Origin of the sequence: Flavobacterium lacus (assembly GCF_003268815.1) — a bacterium.
Lineage (GTDB): Bacteria > Bacteroidota > Bacteroidia > Flavobacteriales > Flavobacteriaceae > Flavobacterium > Flavobacterium lacus.
Genome location: NZ_QLSV01000019.1, coordinates 15,035 through 32,916, shown reverse-complemented (window position 1 = coordinate 32,916; position 17,882 = coordinate 15,035). Strand labels below are relative to the sequence as shown.

The following is a 17,882-nucleotide window of genomic DNA, read 5'->3' as shown; positions in this document are numbered from 1 at the left end:
TGCTCCCTTTAGGGCCGGGGCAACAAAATCAGGTGGAAAAATTATATTCACTCCTGAAATACAATCTGATTTTGCTCCTGCCTAGGCAGGCCGGGACAACAAAATCAATAGCACAAACGAAATCCTATTCTCTCCTGAAATACACTCTGATTTTGCTCCCTTTAGGGCCGGGGCAACAAAATCAGGTGGAAAAATTATATTCACTACTTTGTTTTTTTCTTTCCCCCACCCGCCGCGGCGGGTGGAAAAAAACCGTGCTCAAAACAAATGAACGCTTACAATTAAATGATATCCTCTCCTGAAATACACTCTGATTTTGCTCCCTTTAGGGCCGGGGCAACAAAATCAATAGCACAAACGAAATCCTCTCCTGAAATACAATCTGATTTTGCTCCATTTAGTGCCAGAGCAACAAAATCAGAAGGAAAAATGAAATTCACTCCTACAACAAACCCCACAACAGACAACAGACAACAGACAACCTACAACCCACCCCCTAAAATTCAGGAATCTCCACTATCAAATTCGGGAATCCTACACCCACTCACTTGCCAAACATCAACCATCCCATTAGTTTTGCCCACTTCAAATCAATTCCAAAATAGTAAAAATGAAAGAAGTGCTAACTACCCTCCTAGCCGAATTAAAAACAGAAATCAACACAATTCCTGAAAAAAGAAATTCATTACCATGGCTGGAAAAAGCCAGAACAATCGCGTTAACAAAACTCGAAAACCTCAAAGAAAAAACACAAAAACATACGTTTAAAAGTGAAGCGGAAGAAATTGACTTTTTTAAAAATCAAAAGCCTATCCTACTGGCCAAAGTAATAGAACTCGAACAAAAACATAAAATTGAAAGAAGAAAAGTACCCGGTACGCTAAAGGAACAAAAAAAGTACTACCAAAGAGAAATAAAAAAAATCAACCGTTATTTCCAAAAAAACAGCAAAAACTACCAAGTCATTCGCTCACAAAAAGCAGATGTAAACAAAAAATATTTTTTGAGAAATAGAGAAAACAGCACCTCTTTTTCGTCGCAAATGGACGCCACTTTCACAACGCAATTGGATTTTGAAGTAGCTAATTTCACGGCGATGAAACGAATCAAAAATCAACTGCTTAACAAAATAGAAAAAAAGAAAACAAAAAAAGAGAAAGAAGACAAAAGTAAACTCCAATGGACCGGTTCCAAAGTAGCATTAGTAGAATTAATTTACGCATTAAACGCAGCAGGAGTGGTCAATAATGGCAAAGCTTCACTCAACGAAACCTGTCAATTGATGCAAACGATGTTCAACACCGAGCTGGGCCAATTCAACCGAATTTACCTCGAAATCAAAGCTAGAAAAACGGAGCGAACCAAATTCCTCAACACACTCCAAACCAACTTAATCACACGAATGAACCAAGCAGATGAGAAATAAAAGGCTACTCGTCAAAGTAGCCTTTTGCTAATAAAATAATAATGATTGCCTTAGAGTAAAAAATCAAATTATAAATCATTTTCTGCAATGCCCGTCACCAAAGCAAAAACAACAGCAGTACCTTTACCCACCTTCGCACCCTCAATCGCACCAGTAAAATTCCCAACCATCAAATCCCATTCCGGATCAGTATTCTTCTTAGGCTTTTTCTTTTTGGCATAAACCGTATACCGAAAAATAGCACTACTGGTCAATAAAACTTGCTTATCAAAGGCCGTATAACCAAAATCAGACTGCACTTCCAACTCAAAAGCGGTAGCATGGTCATAAAAAACGTGGTATTCGCTCGAGTCTAAAGCATACACCAAAGCCGTATTCGCAAAAGCAGTCAATCGCAATTGAGCAGCCAAGGAGAGAGAAGAATCCATAATACACGCAGCCAAGCGATCATTCGGTGCAGCAAGAATAGAGTCGATTGCCGATACAGTCGGCGATACATAAGTACTGGAAACAGTTGAAAAAGCCGGTAGTGAAAAAGCGATAGTTTCAACCGAATGCAACAGCGAATCCAATTCGGTTACAACAGAATCTTTGTCATAATAAATAGCCATCAAGTCTCCATAAACTGCCCCAACTTCATCATACGGATTAAAAGGATTGGAAGGAGAAACGTTTGCTCTGGAAACGTGAGAGTTCAGTACGGGTTCCTCAACAATATCTTTTTCTTCAGGAGTGCAAGCGGCGAATAGAAAAAGTAACAAAAAACGCAAATAAATAGTTTTCATGTGATAAATTTTTAAAAATTAACGATTGAGTATTTTGTTCAATTTCCCCGGGTAAATCGGAACAGATTGAGATAAAAAATCCCATTTGAATTCGAAGCAAAACTAGGAGAGGAAAAAGTACTGCACAAACAGTCTGGTAGTCAATTCCTGAATTTACAAGGTCAAATTCCTGAATTAAACACCATTAATAGGTTAGCTTTGAACTGAATGTCAACCACCTAACGCTAAACAATCGTTAAAGAAAATAATGTATATTTAAACCGCCAAAAATCTACCGGATTTACAATTAATCAGTATTAACCAATAGCAACACGTTCAATCACTGAAGCAACGTGTCGTATTTTTTAATAAAGCTAGGATGAAACAGTACGTAATTTTTCTGTCAACACTGTGTTGTTGTATCACTGCAAAGGCATACAGTAACAACATAACAAAAGATAGTCTGAGCAACAAAGACTATTCCTATTTCAAGAATAAAATAAATGAATTGAAAGCGGATTCCACCACCGCAAAAGTGTATGCCAAAGCATGGCTCCACAAAGCAAAAAAAGAAAAAAACTACAGAGAAACGGCACACGCCTATAGAGGATTAATGTATGCCGAAGATAAAAAGCACTTACTCAAATACAGCGACAGCCTGCTGCTGGAATCCCTCAAGTCAAAAGACAATGGACTTATTGGAAATGCCTACCTCACCAAAGGAATTATTTATTACAACCAAAAAGAATTAAAAAAGGCACTGGATTTTTATATTCAAGCGAATGCATTTCTACACTTAACAAAGGACGAATATGCAATCCATAAAGTCAAATACTCAATCGCGCACACACAAAATATTATTTAGGATTTTACGAGGAGGCCATAGCCCTTTTCAACGACTGCAAAGCGTATTTTAAAGAAGAGAATGACCGGGCCTACCTCAATACAATCCATTCGTTGGGTTTGTGCTACACAAAAACAAAAGAAATTGACAAATCTTCCGGCATGAACAAATACGGACTCCAAGTAAGCGAAGAATTGGAGAACGAGGAAATGGTGGTTTATTTTAATTTGTCGGAAGGGGTAAACCATTACTTTAAAAAAAACTACACCCTTGCAATCAAACAAATGAGCCGTTGCATCCCGGAACTGGAAAACAAAAATGATGTTGCCAATGCAACAGTGGCATATTTTTACATAGCAAAAAGCTACTGGAGTCGCAAAGAATACAACAAAGCGTTGCCCTACCTCATCAAAGTCAACAATGAATACGAAAAACAAAACTACATCAGACCCGACTTAAGAGAAAATTTTGAGCTGCTCATACAATACTACAAAAATAAAAAAAACAAAGATGAGCAGTTAAGGTACATTCAAAAATTGATAAAAGCAGACAGTTTGTTCAATGTCAACTTCCAATACCTATCAAAAAAAATATTCAAAGAATTTGACACCAAGGAGCTGATAGCAGAAAAAAAGAGAATTGAAAAAGAAAAGAAGACACAACAAATCCTCTTTTCAAGCACCATCGGTTTAACCGTCTCTTTTTCAATAGCACTGTTATTGTATCACATACAAAACCGAAAAAAGCTCAAGAAACGATTCAACGAGATAATGAAGAACGAAAACAGCCAATCAAGAAAAGCAAAACCGGTTTATAATGAAAATGGGGAGTTAAACATCAATCCGGAAGTCGTACAAACAATTTTGCAGAAGCTTGAAAAGTTCGAAAACTCCAAAAAAATCCTCACCAAAGACCTGACGATTACTAAGTTGGCCACCATCGTCAATTCAAACCCCAGGTATGTCGCCCGAGTAATACAACAATACCGCCACAAAAAATCAATCGACTACGTAAGTAGTCTCAAAATTAACTACATTATAAACATACTGAAAACAGAATCAAAATTCCGAAATTACACCAACAAAGCCTTAGCAGAAGAGGTCGGATTTAGCTCCACCCACAATTTCACCAACGCCTTCAAAAAAAACACCGGCCTTTCCCCCACCTACTTCATTGAAAACTTAAAAAAATTCAAAGCAGAAAAATAAATCCTTCACAACTTCGGATATCCTTGTGATATAATCCAATCCCTTTCCAACACTTTTGCACCATAACACTAAATAAACTAGTTATGGTCACCCCCCTATTTCCATCTCCCCCTTAAACTTTTAATCCCTTAAACCTTTAAACTCTTAAACCTTTAAACTCTTAAACTTTTAAACTCTTAAACCTTTAAACTTTTAAACTCTTAAACCTTTAAACTCTTAAACTTTTAAACCAAAACCTCAGTACCTCAGTACCTCAGCACCTTAGCACCTCAAAAAAAAAATGAACTACATCAAACACCTCACCGCCTTCTTCGATAAAGTAATCCAAGAACAATCCCTCAACCCAACACACATCAGCCTATACATCGCCCTATTCCAATGTTGGAACTGCAATCGATTCCGAAACCCCATCAGCATCAACCGCGACGAAATCATGCAAATAAGCAAAATCAGCTCCAAAGCCACGTACCACAAATGCTTAAAAAACCTGCATGCGTTGGGCTACATCAACTACCAACCTTCCTTCAACCCATTCAGAGGCAGTCATGTGATCTTGATTAATTTCGAACAAGAACAAACAACCATTACCCAAGATGCAACCACATCATTCTTTAAACAGGATAATGAAACAGTTGCGGGACAACCACTAGCATTGGAGCAGACTAATATCGGAACAGGTAACGAACAAGCACTAGTACCTTCATTAAACAATACAAACAGTACAAACAATAGAAACGGTGAAAACAAAATTGAAAAAATAAAAAAATCAGAAAAGGAATATGTGGAAAAAAAGGAAATAGAGACGAAGACCACCGAAGAAAAAAAATTCCATAAAAAAAGGAAGGCCTTCACAGAACCCACAATCCACGAAACAGTTGCCTATTTCAAGGAACAGAACCACCCGGAATCGGAAGCACACAAATTCTACAATTATTTCGCAAGCATCGGCTGGTTGGTGGGAGGCAAAACACCGATGGTCAATTGGAATGCGGCAGCAAACAGCTGGATACTCAACACACAAAACGGCACAACAGTGCAAACAACCACCACAACCCCTTCACCGGGTAACCTTAAAACAGCTAACCAAAACAAATACGATGAACCCTTATAACGAAATTCAGAAAACATTTGAAATCAAAAATGGTGTCAAAATCTATGATTTTGCAAAGTGTGTCGAAACCTTGGAAAACCTCGGTAAACATCAATTTGGTAAGAAATTTAAAATACATGAAAAGGATGTACCGGTCATCAAGAAATTACTCATTTATGCCATTCGAGATGAAAGCACAGCACGGGCAATGAATATAGATGTCAACAAAGGTATTATCCTTTCCGGACCGGTAGGTTGCGGAAAAACATCCATGATGTGGCTCATTAACTTTTTTTCACCACAAAGCCATAATTACAAAATAATACCATGCCGAGACATTGCCTTCGAATTTGCAACAAAAGGCTACGAAGCCCTCAGCCCATTTACCAAAAAAGAAGAAAAACAATCAAAAATGAACAACATCTGCTTCGACGATTTAGGAACCGAAAAACAAATAAAATATTTCGGCAACGAATGCAATGTCATGGCAGAAATCATCCTGACCCGCTATGACAGCTTCATCACCAATAAAACAATGACCCACGTCACCACCAACCTCTCCGCCTCCGAACTCGAAACCTGCTACGGCGACCGCGTCCGCTCCCGCATGAGACAAATGTTCAACCTCATCCCCTTCGATAAAAACTCCCCCGACAAACGCTAAAACCTCCAACCTCCAACCTCCAACCTCCAACCTACAACCTACAACCTACAACCTACCCCCCCAAAAAAAAAACCCCAACCATAAAAGTCAGGGTAAAAAATTTACTTTTTTTGCTTCTTAAAGAGACACCGTATCAGCATCGAAACCAAACAACTTACCGCAGCTCCAATAGCGGCCAAAATAATCGTTTTCACAACATCCGTTGACGTGATAACTGGCACAATACTTAGCAATGTCCCTCCGGCTGTACCAATCGATACAGAATGAGGATGATTCATCACCTTAGTCTTTTGGTGAATCCTCTTTCGCTACTTGACTTACCGCCGACATAACGCCACCGGCAACAGCCAAATAACCGCCAACCGTAACAACGGTCGCTGGCAAAGAAATAGGTGCCGTAAGAAGGGTACCGCCTACCGCGGCTATAACCAACCCAATCGTTCGAAGCACTTTAAAAAATTTGGGGGTAGGAGCTTTAGCTCGATCTAAAATTGTCATAATAAAAAATTTAAGAGTGAATAATTAATTGTACACGTTCACCGTTATCCAAGGCTCGATAAACCGCAGCTTTCAACTTTTCAAAAGCACGCCGCGAGTGTAACCCAACCCCGGAACCGGAAAGCGTTAAAACCGGTGCAATACAACCATGCAATTCTTTGAGTGCATAGTTAGCGGGATGAAAAAGAATGTATTTTCGCTGTGGCACATCCATCACTTCCAAATGCCACTTGAATTTAGCACTGTATCGCTTACGAATAAAATATTCCCCCTCCGGAATACAGGAAACACCAACTTGGTTGTCTTTCCAAGGCAACTCAATGGTATAACAAATAAATGCACCATTGCATTCCAGTTTCCCGTTGGTTCCGTCGGGGAAATAAGTTCTGGTTAAAACTAAAATCATACGTCTAATGGCTGATTTCCAAAGGCTAACACCAAACTACAATCCACTTACTTGAACAAGTGATAATGGATTAAAAGCACCATTCTTCAACGGATACATTTGCCCATTGACTTCTTGGTAAAACGCAATACCAAGGGCCAAAAACAAAGGTTTTGTACTGTTGGCAGTCACGATATTAACATGGTTAATCACAGCGGTTGGCACAGAGCTCCACGGTAAAATGGCTGTTTCTGAATTTTCAGCCACATACGTTTCCTCCTCAAAATCAACCTCAGCTCCACCGGAAATGATTTTAAAATGAGTAGTGCCACTCGGAGCCACAACCATATTCAACGGAATAAAGGAAGGGATGTCAATAGTCATTGCTCCGGTTACACGATCAATCGCAGTCTGAAAGGGTGCATATAAACTAGTACCTAGCTTACCGCGAATGTTAAACTCAAATCCAACCAACAATTCAGCCTCGCCATCAATCACATTCCGCAAACCCCTTTCATTAACCGCATCGGCTTGAATAACTTTCACCATGCGTTGGGTCAATCGACCGACCATTCGACCGTCAGCGGAATTCAAAAGCAAAGCCCGCAAAGCGGTTCGTAAAACTCTGCCGGCTTTTCCGGCTCTACCAAATTCAGCACCATTTTCTCTGGTGCGTTGAAACGAAGGATCCGTTGCAATGCGGTTAGCATCCGGTCCCCCTTTCTCGCGGGCTAAATACCCGTCACTCGACTTATAAAAAGTAATATCACCGATAGTACCTTTTAATTTAATTATGCCTTTCTGTCTTGCCATAATTTCTAAAATTTAAAATGTGTAAATAGCGGAATGATTCAAAGGCCCATTCCTTCAGCCTGCATAAACCCATTTTTGATGCATCTTGAAATGATTTACAGGCAAATATTGACGAATTAATTGTTAGGCTCAAAATCACCGTGACCTTAGATGAATCAATTTGACCAAAACGACCTTTTTTGACTACTTTTACATTGCGTTTTGACAATAAAAACCCTATTTTTGACAGACAATTAATCAATTGACACAGCAACCAATTGCCAAATTGCCACATTAAAAAGGATATGAAAACAGAACAAAAAAGAGTCTGCATATACCCAAAAGACGTTCAAAGAATTACTGGTAAAAGTTACAGAAGCTCCAGACTTTTGATTTTAGAAGTCAAAAAACACTTCCACAAATTGGAACACCAACTGGTTTCCATCGAAGAGTTTTGCCAATACACAGGCCTAAAAGCAGAAGAGGTAATTCCGCTAATCGTCGGGTAAAAAAGTGCCGCGAAGACAAAGTCCTCCGCACAGTTCCGCTTCAATCGAAGAACCAGTTCACAAACCCGTCCAATAATAAGTCAGCAACAACCCTCGAAGGGTTCAAAACCCGTCGAGGGTTAACCCCCCCCTCCAAAGTCCCCCGACTTCGCAGCAACCAGCGCCCCACAATCGCAATACCATTAAAAGAGAGCATTGTGCTTAACAAGAACCCGTTGGCTGTATCTCAATTTGATGCTTTTTTACCACCTGCATTTTCATAGATTGTGAAAAGCAATGCATGGATTACTTGAACATACAAAATACTTCCTCCTTAAATCAACAAGTTCAATCAACCCATTAACCATGACCTAATAACTAAAATCTTCTTGTAAGATTATGATTATGAGAAAAATACCTATTTGTAGGGATGTTTTGGTATGGATAAAATTTTGAGATTTGTTGTAAATCAACTTTAACTTAAAATCACTGACTTATGAAGACAAAATTATTATTACTGCTATTATTAATTTTTTCAAATGTTTGTATTGCTCAAAATATTCTTATGTCACCTAAATATAAATATTTAAAAGACATTAAACTTGATGAAAATAAAGATTCATTACTATTTAATGATAAGATGCTAAATATTCTTTTTGCTAACAAAGTAGGAACTGCCTTTGGAGGTTCTAACGATTTATCACTACAAAAGTTTTATGCATCACTCGATGCAAATGATAAATCGTTGTCCATTGGAGCTAACTTTGATATACGCTGTGGTAATGAAACTAAAAAATTATCGTGGGTTTTTTCAGCTGGTGCCAAAATTAAGTCAAAAGACAACTTTGCAACTGTTTACAAAGATGGAGATTTTCAGGAAAACAATATTGGTGCGACATTTAAAATATCTCGTATTTTTAGTGGAAATATTAATTTCACTTCATCAAATAAAAAAAATAGAAAAAAGGCTATTTTAGCTAATAGAGAATTACTTTTTACAAAATATAAAGATAAAGTTGATAAATTTAATAAAGATGACTTAGATAAAATTGTAAAAAAATACAACTCTTTAAAAAACTTCGATTCAGATCTAGCTATAATAGACACCATCCTAAAACAAAAACATGATGAATTATATATAGAATTAGCAAAAGAAGAAATTGATTATCTTGAAAAAAATAAAATGTATCGCTTTGTAAGTGATAAATGGTTATCACTCGAAGTGTTTGTGCCTTTTGGAGAAAACATATATAAAACAACAAATGACGTTGCTAACATTCCACTTTCAAACAAAAACTTCTATGCTTTTAATGCAACTTTATCGGGAAATTATATGAGAGAGTATTCATGGGGCTGTTCTATTTTCTTTAAATCTAGATTGAACTTAAAAAACAACAACAATGTTATAGTTGATAATTTAACTACTACCCCTTTTCAGTCGGTTACAACTGGTGTCAACGGTATAGTTGTAGTCACTGAAACTAACGATGGATATACTACCTCTTTTAAACAATTTTTAACTCCTTCGCTAACTATTGAACCTGCTTTTTTTATCTTAAATAATACCATCGGTATTAGTCCCGCAGTGGAATTTAATGCTGGAGAATATAAAAAAACTAATTGGAAACTAGGGATTCCGATAAGCCTTAAAGATAAAGATAAAAAGCCAAAGATAAATTTTGAAATTCAATGGAAAGAAGTACATACATTTAATTCAAATGTTCATTTAGTTGGTCTTAGTGCTAATTTCTTATTTGGTGAATTAATTAATTAAAATATAAATATAATTCCTTTACAAAACCGTAAAACCTCTATACGGTTTTTTTAATTATGTATCTAATTACGGATTCCCGTAAAATATTTTATTTCACACTTTATATTTTTACCAATCCTATAATCATTATTAATTGTTAAAGTGATTAATTTTTGATAAGTTTGAACAAATACAAAACACAAAATAAAATAATGAATCAAGCCGTACATAATAAATTAGTTTCTTTTATTTGGTCAATAGCAGATGATTGCTTGCGAGATGTTTACGTTCGTGGGAAATACCGTGATGTCATTTTGCCGATGGTGGTTTTAAGACGATTGGATGCTTTACTGGAGCCTACTAAAGATGCCGTGATGGAGGAATTGGCATTTCAACGGGATGAGGCAAAGTTTACTGAATGGGATGAAAACGGATTACGTGAAGCTTCAGGGTATGTTTTTTATAATGTGAGCGAATGGACATTGCAACGTTTACACAATACAGCCACAAACAGTCAACAATTATTGCAAGCTAATTTTGAAGATTATTTAAATGGCTTTAGTGGTAATGTAAAAGAAATCATTGAAAAGTTTAAACTGAAAAGTCAAATTCGACACATGGCGGCCAAAGATGTGCTATTGGATGTGTTAGAAAAATTCACTTCGCCTGATATTAATTTAACACCATTTGAAAAATTGGACAGCAACGGCAGAAAATTACCTGCTCTTTCCAACTTAGGAATGGGTTATGTCTTTGAAGAATTAATCAGAAAGTTTAACGAAGAAAATAACGAAGAAGCCGGAGAACACTTTACTCCTCGTGAAGTAATTGACTTGATGACGCACATCATTTTTGACCCCATCAAAAACAATTTACCACACGTTATGACCATTTATGATCCTGCTTGCGGAAGTGGTGGTATGTTGACCGAATCACAAAATTTTATTACTGATCCGGATGGAGAAATCAAAGCTATCAATTCTTCTGTGTATTTGTATGGTAAAGAAATCAATGACGAAACCTATGCGATTTGTAAATCGGATATGATGATTAAAGGGAATAACCCTGAAAATATTCGTGTGGGTTCTACACTCTCTACCGATGAATTTGCAGGAACTACTTTTGATTTTATGCTTTCCAATCCACCCTACGGAAAATCTTGGGCGAGTGAACAAAAATATATCAAAGACGGAAAAGATGTCATTGATACTCGTTTTCAAATTAAATTAAAAAACTATTGGGGAATAGAAGAAGATGCCGATGCCATTCCGCGTTCTTCTGACGGACAATTGTTGTTTTTAATGGAAATGGTCAGTAAAATGAAACCCCTTTCACAAAGTCCAACCGGAACACGCATTGCTTCGGTGCACAACGGAAGTAGTTTGTTTACCGGTGATGCCGGCGGTGGCGAAAGTAATATCCGTCGTTATATCATTGAAAACGATTGGTTGGAGGCCATCGTGCAAATGCCTAACAATTTGTTTTACAATACTGGAATTACAACTTATATTTGGATACTGAGTAACAACAAAACAGCTAACCGAAAAGGCAAAGTTCAATTGATTGATGCCGCTCAATTATATCGTAAACTACGTAAGGCTTTAGGTAACAAAAACTCTGAGTTTGCACCAGAACACATTACCGAAATTGTAACAACCTATACCGATTTAAAAGCCATTGAGCGTACTACTAATGATGGTATAGCTTCTAAAGTTTTTGACAATAGCGACTTTGGCTATCACAAAGTTACTATTGAACGACCTAAACGTTTGAAAGCTCAGTTTACAAAAGAACGTTTAGAAGAGTTGCGTTACGACAAATCGCTAAAAGAAGCTATGGTGTATGCTTATGCCACTTATGGTGATAGCGTTTATCATAGTATTGAAGTATATGAAAAACCTTTGCTAGATTGGACTGAAAAGCAGGAACTCAACCTCAACGCTAAACAAAGTAAATCTTTAGTTACTACTGCTGTCTGGGAAAAACAACATAATTTATTGATGATGGGATTGTTATTACATTCTCATATTGGTGAAACCGTTTATACTGATTTCAATGTATTTACTGAAAAAGTGGAAGCTGTCTTGAAAGACCAAAAAATTAAACTATCTGCTTCCGAAAAGAACGCCATTTTAAATACTGTAAGTTGGTACGATGCCGATGCCGAAAAAGTAATTAAGGGCACAGTAAAACTAAGTGGTGATAAGCTTGATAAAGTTTTAGAACATTTAGATTGTACCGAAAACGAATTGGCAGATTATGGCTATTACCCAACCGCTAAAAAAGGCGAACCTGCCACCCGTGGCTGGTACATTACCTATGAGACTGAAAGCGATTTACGCGATACCGAAAATGTACCACTAAAAGAAGATATACACACCTACTTTTTGCGTGAAGTGAAACCACATGTGGACGAAGCATGGATAAACCTTGATGCTACTAAAATAGGTTATGAAATTAGCTTTAACAAATATTTTTACCAACACAAACCGTTGCGAGGAATAAAGGATGTTAGTTCGGATATTTTGGCACTGGATAAAGAAAGTGATGGCTTGATTGCTGAAATTTTAAATTGGTAAGATGAAAAAGTACGACCAATATAAAAACAGTGGTTTGGAATGGTTAGGTGAAATTCCTGAGCATTGGGAATTGAAGAAATTGAAATATTCATCTTCTATTTATAATGGAGATAGTTTAAATGATAGTAAGAAAACTAAATTTGAATCAGATAATTTAAATGACTTTGCATACATTTCTTCGAAAGATATCGATTTAGAGACTTCTAATATTACTTATGAAAATGGATTAAGAATTCCACAAAATGAACCAAAGTATAAAGTTGCTCCCAATGAATCCTCATTAATATGCATTGAAGGTGGAAGTGCAGGAAGAAAAATTGCTTTTTTAAATCAAGATATTTGCTTTGTAAACAAGTTAGCTTGTGTTAAAGCAATAAACAATGTAAATTCAAAATTTATTTATTATACATTGAAAGGAAGTTTATTTCAAACTCAATTTAAACTTGCTATGTCAGGAATGATTGGAGGAGTTGCTATTTCGAGTATAAATAATTTTTACATTCTAAATCCACCTTTAGAAGAACAAATCGTCATATCCAATTTCCTTGACAACAAAACTACAAAAATAGACAAAGCCATTACTACCAAACAAAAACAAATAGAACTTCTCAAAGAGCGGCAACAAATAATAATTCATAATGCCATTACTAAAGGTTTGGATAAAACAGTAAAATATAAAGACAGTGGTGCGGAATGGATTGGGGAAATTCCAGAGCATTGGAAAGTTGAATCTCTTAAAAACATTCTAACTGAGCGTAATGAGAAAAATGCTCCTATTAGGACTAGAGAAATATTATCACTTTCTATAGACAAAGGTGTTACATTGTACGCTGAAAAAACTACAAATTTAGACCGGTTTAAAGATGATTTTAGTCAGTATAAGTTAGCTCACAAAGATGATTTAGTGTTTAATAGTATGAATATGATTGTAGGAGCAGTTGGTGTTTCGGACTATTTTGGTTGCGTTAGTCCTGTTTATTATACATATTATGGACGTCTAAACTATTCCAACACGAAGTTTTATGAATATTTATTCAGATGTAAAACAATTCAAGGTGTTTTGTATAGTCTGGGTAAAGGTTTAATTGCTATTGATCGTGGAGAAGGGAAATACAATACTTTAAGGTTAAAAGTTTCTAGAGATGATTTAAGGTCAATGAGATTACCATTGCCTAGTTTCTCTGAACAAAATCAAATCATTTCTTATATTGAAACCCAATCATCTAAAATTGACACATTAATTACGTTAAAAGAGCAAGAAATAGAAAAGTTGAAGGAGTATAAAATGAGTTTGATAGATGGGGTTGTGACTGGGAAGGTAAAAGTGATTTAGTATGAGAGTTTCTAATCCATTATGTAATAGTTGTTTTTTATTCCATGATATAGCAATAAAAGTATGGAGAGATATCATTTATGCTCACATGGTTTACATAGACGAAAGTGAAGTAGGTTTGACAAAAAAAATTATAGTCGAATTGAAACATTTCCATAAAAAATGTAACACAATTGGTTTAGATGTCTATGCCAAATCTGGTTATAAAGAGGAAATATATGGTAGTGATATCGATTTGTTTGTAGAAATTAGTCCAAATCAATATGTTTGGTATGCATTGCAATCCAAGGTTTTAAAATTAAATAAAACTTATACAACATTAAGAGATGGCTATAGTCCTAGAAATCGAAATTATCAATGGGAAAAACTTACTCTTCTGGAAGGATTAACTGGTTGCAAAAGTTATTATTTATTATACAATGGAGTTGAGGATTTTGATTACAGAGGATTAGATTTTTGTTCTATATCTTTTAATGAAAGTCAATTTGGATGTTCTTTGGTAGAACCAAAAATTATAGAAAATTATGCTTTAAAAACAGATGCACGAGGTCATTTTATTAGTCCTACTTTTGATGATTTACACCCTAATCACGCACAACCATGGAGAGTCTTAGTTTGTTGTCCAAAACAAAAAAGCACTTTAACTAAATATAAATTGGAAACTATTTTAGAATCAAATAAAGATTTAGGATTTGTAAAAACAAATTCTTCAAATGATGAAAGTGAAAGTAACGGAAAAGATTCTAATATGAATCAAAAAAGTTTTAATAAAATAACAGAAGGAATATCAGAATCTAAATGGAAACCTGATTACAGAATAATTTATTCAAATAAAAATCTTCAATAATTATGATCGAAAAAAATCAAGAGATAATTAAAATCATTGAGCAAACCAAAAAAGAAGACGAGCGTTCAGACTTAAAGCAGCATGCAGATAAAATGCTACGTGATTTTGAAAAATTCAATGACCACTCCTCTAATAGAGCTATTTGGGAATTAGTTCAAAATGCTTGTGATTTAACGGTTGAATGTGAAATTGAAATTGATTATAGTTATAATAGAATATCCTTCACCCATAACGGAAAACCTTTTGATACAAAATCTTTAATATCATTAATTAAACAAGTTAGTGGAAAATATGGTATTCAGGAAGAAGATGATATTCCTGAAGTTGGAAAGTATGGAACCGGATTTCTTACCACACACTCTTTTGGTCGTAAATTTATAATTGATTCGACATTAGACACTGGTAATTATCATATTCCGATTGAAAATTTTGAAATAGATAGAACCCCAAAAACTTGGGAATTATTGAGTGACAATATCTCTGAGCAAAAAAAAAGAGTATATCGCATTTTAGAAAGTCCAACTTCAATAGAGTCTATTGAAGCTAAAACAATTTTTACCTATTTACCTGAAACGCCAAAAGAATTTGAATATATTGATAAGTCTTTAGAAAATTTAGACGATTATATTCCGTTAGTATTCACCATTAATGAAAGGCTTAAAAAAGTTACTATTAAAGGAAAGAATAATTTAATAACACAATATAATTTTCAAGAAAAAAACAAAGTAGATAACAATAAAAATATTAACTTATATCAAACAATTATTTCAAAGAATGGTTCTCCAATTCATCTTTATAGCATTGTAGATAAAGATGATGAAATTGAAATTATTCTTCCAATTAACAAAGACAAAGAAGTCTATGATTTTGGAGAAAAAATTGCTCGTTTATTTTTATACTATCCTTTAATTGGTTCTGAAAATTTTGGAATTAATTTCATTATAAACTGTAAAAACTTTCTACCTACTGAACCAAGAAATGGAATTCATTTAAATAGCGATGTATACCAAGTAAAGGATCAAGAAGAAAAAAATAGAGAAATTATAAAGAAATGTACAGAAATAATTTTCTCATTCTTAAATAGTAATGTGTTGGAAGTTTCTAATCCTTTATTGTACACCAATGTTCATTTTAAAACTGATTCTGACAATCAAACTTTAAATGAATACTTTGAAGAACTACAAAATGAATGGAATGAAAAACTAGAATTATTACCTTTTGTAAAAACAATCGAAGGATATAAAACTATACAAGAAGTATACTATTTTGCAGAAGAATTTCTAAATTATGATGATGAAACATTTGATTGCTTTTATGAATTAATTTCAAAGTTCTACAAGATTATACCTTTAAAGAATGAAGCTGTTATCTGGAGTAATAATGCAATTAATTGGAAAAGCGAGAGCATTTATTTCATTACACACAAAGATTTATTAGAAAAAATAAGTGAATGCAATTTAGAGGATTTTGATAAAGATACTTTAAAAAAATACTATCAACATTTAATTGATATTGAACTTGTAAACGTATTCAATGAGTACAAGTTATTGCCTAATATAGAGGGTTATTTTCATCCGTTTGGTCATTTCTTAGTTGCAAAAGACTTAAATGCAGAAATAATTGAGTTGGGTAAAATTTTAATCCCTGAAAAAGTAAATCAGTTAATTGACAAAGAATTTATTTTTAACTTTAACTTTAGTTCATTTAATCAAAGGAATTTCTCCGATGAAGTCAAAAATGAATTAGATAAACCAAGCTTTAAAAATTCTATTTTTTTTAGCGAGGACCTAGTAATTGAGAGCTATCATGCCGATTTAATAGAATCAAGTGAGAAAATTGAATCCAATTTCTTTTATGCTCTTTTTAATTTTTGTAAACTTTCTTACTCGAAAGAATCAAATAACAAACCCATACAACTTATCAAACTAATTGCTAAATACTATAACTTAGATGATAATTTAATCCTTTTACCTAACGTTGAAGACAAAGAAAAAGTTGAGTTGAGAAGTATAAGAAAAGTTCTATTTGAAATTTTCTTTAATCTGATTTCAACACATAATAATGAATGGGTTAGAGAAAATATCAATTTCATATATGAAATACACAAAACATATGATGATAGTAATAAAGATGTTTTTAGAGAAAGTAAAATTTATCCAAATCAATTATTTGAACTACGTTTGTCAGATGATTTAAAACGTGATTATGATGTATCAATAGATATAAAACAGTTTTATTTAGATGTTGAAAAAAAGGATATAAACGAATTATTAACAATAAAAGAATTTAATTCTTTTATTTCAGAAGATGATTACATTAACAATAAATATTTAACTAAAATTATTGAAGAAACTATTTTTAATAATAATATTAATGATATTGACAACCATCCTCATAAACCGACTATTCTAAAAATTATTCCTAGATTAAATGACAAATATTATCAAGACTTGTTTCAATTATTAAATGAAAAAAAAGCAAGTATTATGATTTCTGTAGTTACAAAAGAAGAAACCAAAGATGATATTTTTGCTATTGTAACTTTAGAAGACGATAAACTTAAAAGTATCGGTAAACTTATTTCTAATCCTGATTTTGAAGCAATATTAAACCAAGCTATGAATGCTTTAGATGATGAAAAGCAAACTAAAGCAAATTTCCAATTTAAGAAGCAAATAGGAAATCATATCGAAGAAATTTTAAAAGAACACTTAAAAGGAATTATAAATCCTGATGATATCAAATATGAAATAAAAGGAGAACAAGATGGACAAGATATCATCATCAAAATTAAGGAAGAAGCCAAATATTATATTGAAGTGAAATCTCGATGGGATAAAAAAACTTCAATAAAAATGTCAAAAAATCAAACCTTACGTTCAAATGAACAAAAATCAAATTATGCTTTATGTTCAGTTGATATGACCGATTATATTGGTGAAGATAGATTTGAAATAGTAGAAATAAGTAAAATAATAGATAATATCAAATTTATAAATGATATAGGTGTACATGTAGAACATCTTATTGAAGTGCTTAAACAAACTGATGCGACAGAAGAAATTCATCTTGATGGAGATTATAGAACATTAATTCCACAATCAATAATAACAGAGAAAGGAATAAAATTATCTCAATTTGAGACATACTTAATAGAATTTTTAAAGAAATAATCAATACAAACATTACAATTAAGTAGTTTCAATTTTTT

The 17,882-nt window shown here is 34.1% G+C and carries 17 protein-coding genes; 12 read left to right on the top strand and 5 right to left on the bottom strand.

Annotated elements, in window-relative coordinates; all coding sequences use genetic code 11:
* The 3 genes from B0I10_RS15760 to B0I10_RS14995 form a co-directional block, all read left to right on the top strand.
* Positions 1-302, top strand: a 302-nt coding sequence (locus B0I10_RS15760) for a hypothetical protein (RefSeq protein WP_220086212.1), incomplete at its 5' end; no start/stop codon positions are given.
* Positions 286-672: a hypothetical protein gene (locus tag B0I10_RS15725; RefSeq protein ID WP_181456972.1), complete on the top strand. Its 387-nt coding sequence runs from the start codon at positions 286-288 to the stop codon at positions 670-672. The genes B0I10_RS15760 and B0I10_RS15725, both read left to right, overlap by 17 nt.
* The gene (locus B0I10_RS14995) at positions 611-1,426 is read left to right on the top strand and encodes an RteC domain-containing protein (protein ID WP_112087334.1); all 816 of its coding nucleotides are present in this window, start codon (positions 611-613) and stop codon (positions 1,424-1,426) included. Before B0I10_RS15725 ends, B0I10_RS14995 begins: the two co-directional genes overlap by 62 nt.
* A 68-nt stretch (positions 1,427-1,494) precedes the next feature.
* Here B0I10_RS14995 and B0I10_RS14990 read toward each other — a convergent pair whose 3' ends face one another.
* Positions 1,495-2,211, bottom strand: coding sequence for a hypothetical protein (locus tag B0I10_RS14990; protein WP_112087333.1), 717 nt, complete (start codon positions 2,209-2,211; stop codon positions 1,495-1,497).
* Positions 2,212-2,569: 358 nt separating this feature from the next.
* On the opposite strand from B0I10_RS14990, the gene B0I10_RS14985 reads away from it, so the two are divergent.
* The 4 genes from B0I10_RS14985 (at position 2,570) to B0I10_RS14970 (ending at position 5,996) form a co-directional block, all read left to right on the top strand.
* Positions 2,570-3,055, top strand: a complete 486-nt coding sequence (locus B0I10_RS14985; protein WP_112087332.1) for a hypothetical protein — start codon at positions 2,570-2,572, stop codon at positions 3,053-3,055.
* A 140-nt stretch (positions 3,056-3,195) separates the two neighbouring features.
* The gene (locus B0I10_RS14980) at positions 3,196-4,242 is read left to right on the top strand and encodes a helix-turn-helix domain-containing protein (RefSeq protein WP_146740381.1); all 1,047 of its coding nucleotides are present in this window, start codon (positions 3,196-3,198) and stop codon (positions 4,240-4,242) included.
* A 280-nt stretch (positions 4,243-4,522) separates the two neighbouring features.
* Positions 4,523-5,353 carry a transcriptional regulator gene (locus B0I10_RS14975; RefSeq protein ID WP_146740380.1) on the top strand — a complete coding sequence of 277 codons (831 nt, stop codon included), beginning with the start codon at positions 4,523-4,525 and terminating at the stop codon, positions 5,351-5,353.
* Entirely contained in the window at positions 5,340-5,996 is a 657-nt protein-coding gene (locus B0I10_RS14970; RefSeq protein ID WP_181456971.1) for a P-loop NTPase family protein, read from the top strand. The genes B0I10_RS14975 and B0I10_RS14970 overlap by 14 nt, the downstream gene beginning before the upstream one ends.
* 101 nt (positions 5,997-6,097) lie before the next feature.
* Here the strand turns inward: B0I10_RS14970 and B0I10_RS15720 are convergent, their stop codons facing one another.
* The 4 genes from B0I10_RS15720 to B0I10_RS14955 are packed head-to-tail and all read right to left on the bottom strand — an operon-like array spanning position 6,098 to position 7,692.
* Positions 6,098-6,274 (bottom strand): hypothetical protein, encoded by a 177-nt coding sequence (locus tag B0I10_RS15720; RefSeq protein WP_181456970.1) that lies wholly within the window; start codon positions 6,272-6,274, stop codon positions 6,098-6,100.
* 4 nt (positions 6,275-6,278) lie between these two features.
* Positions 6,279-6,494: a hypothetical protein gene (locus tag B0I10_RS14965; RefSeq protein WP_112087329.1), complete on the bottom strand. Its 216-nt coding sequence runs from the start codon at positions 6,492-6,494 to the stop codon at positions 6,279-6,281.
* Between the two features lie 10 nt (positions 6,495-6,504).
* Positions 6,505-6,900, bottom strand: a complete 396-nt coding sequence (locus tag B0I10_RS14960; RefSeq protein ID WP_112087328.1) for a DUF5675 family protein — start codon at positions 6,898-6,900, stop codon at positions 6,505-6,507.
* Positions 6,901-6,936: 36 nt separating this feature from the next.
* A complete protein-coding gene (locus B0I10_RS14955) occupies positions 6,937-7,692 on the bottom strand; it encodes a hypothetical protein (protein WP_112087327.1) in 756 nt (251 codons plus the stop codon).
* A gap of 963 nt (positions 7,693-8,655) precedes the next feature.
* On the opposite strand from B0I10_RS14955, the gene B0I10_RS14940 reads away from it, so the two are divergent.
* The 5 genes from B0I10_RS14940 to B0I10_RS14920 all read left to right on the top strand — a co-directional run bounded on the left by B0I10_RS14940 (position 8,656) and on the right by B0I10_RS14920 (position 17,844).
* Complete coding sequence (locus B0I10_RS14940; protein ID WP_146740379.1) at positions 8,656-9,933, top strand: acyl carrier protein; 1,278 nt, start codon at positions 8,656-8,658, stop codon at positions 9,931-9,933.
* Between the two features lie 191 nt (positions 9,934-10,124).
* Positions 10,125-12,491, top strand: coding sequence for a type I restriction-modification system subunit M (locus tag B0I10_RS14935; RefSeq protein ID WP_112087323.1), 2,367 nt, complete (start codon positions 10,125-10,127; stop codon positions 12,489-12,491).
* 1 nt (position 12,492) lies between these two features.
* Positions 12,493-13,824, top strand: a complete 1,332-nt coding sequence (locus B0I10_RS14930; protein ID WP_112087322.1) for a restriction endonuclease subunit S — start codon at positions 12,493-12,495, stop codon at positions 13,822-13,824.
* A 1-nt stretch (position 13,825) separates the two neighbouring features.
* The gene (locus tag B0I10_RS14925) at positions 13,826-14,671 is read left to right on the top strand and encodes a hypothetical protein (protein ID WP_146740378.1); all 846 of its coding nucleotides are present in this window, start codon (positions 13,826-13,828) and stop codon (positions 14,669-14,671) included.
* A gap of 2 nt (positions 14,672-14,673) precedes the next feature.
* On the top strand, positions 14,674-17,844 hold the full coding sequence (locus B0I10_RS14920) for a sacsin N-terminal ATP-binding-like domain-containing protein (RefSeq protein WP_112087320.1): 3,171 nt from the start codon (positions 14,674-14,676) through the stop codon (positions 17,842-17,844).
* Positions 17,845-17,882: the final 38 nt, after the last annotated feature.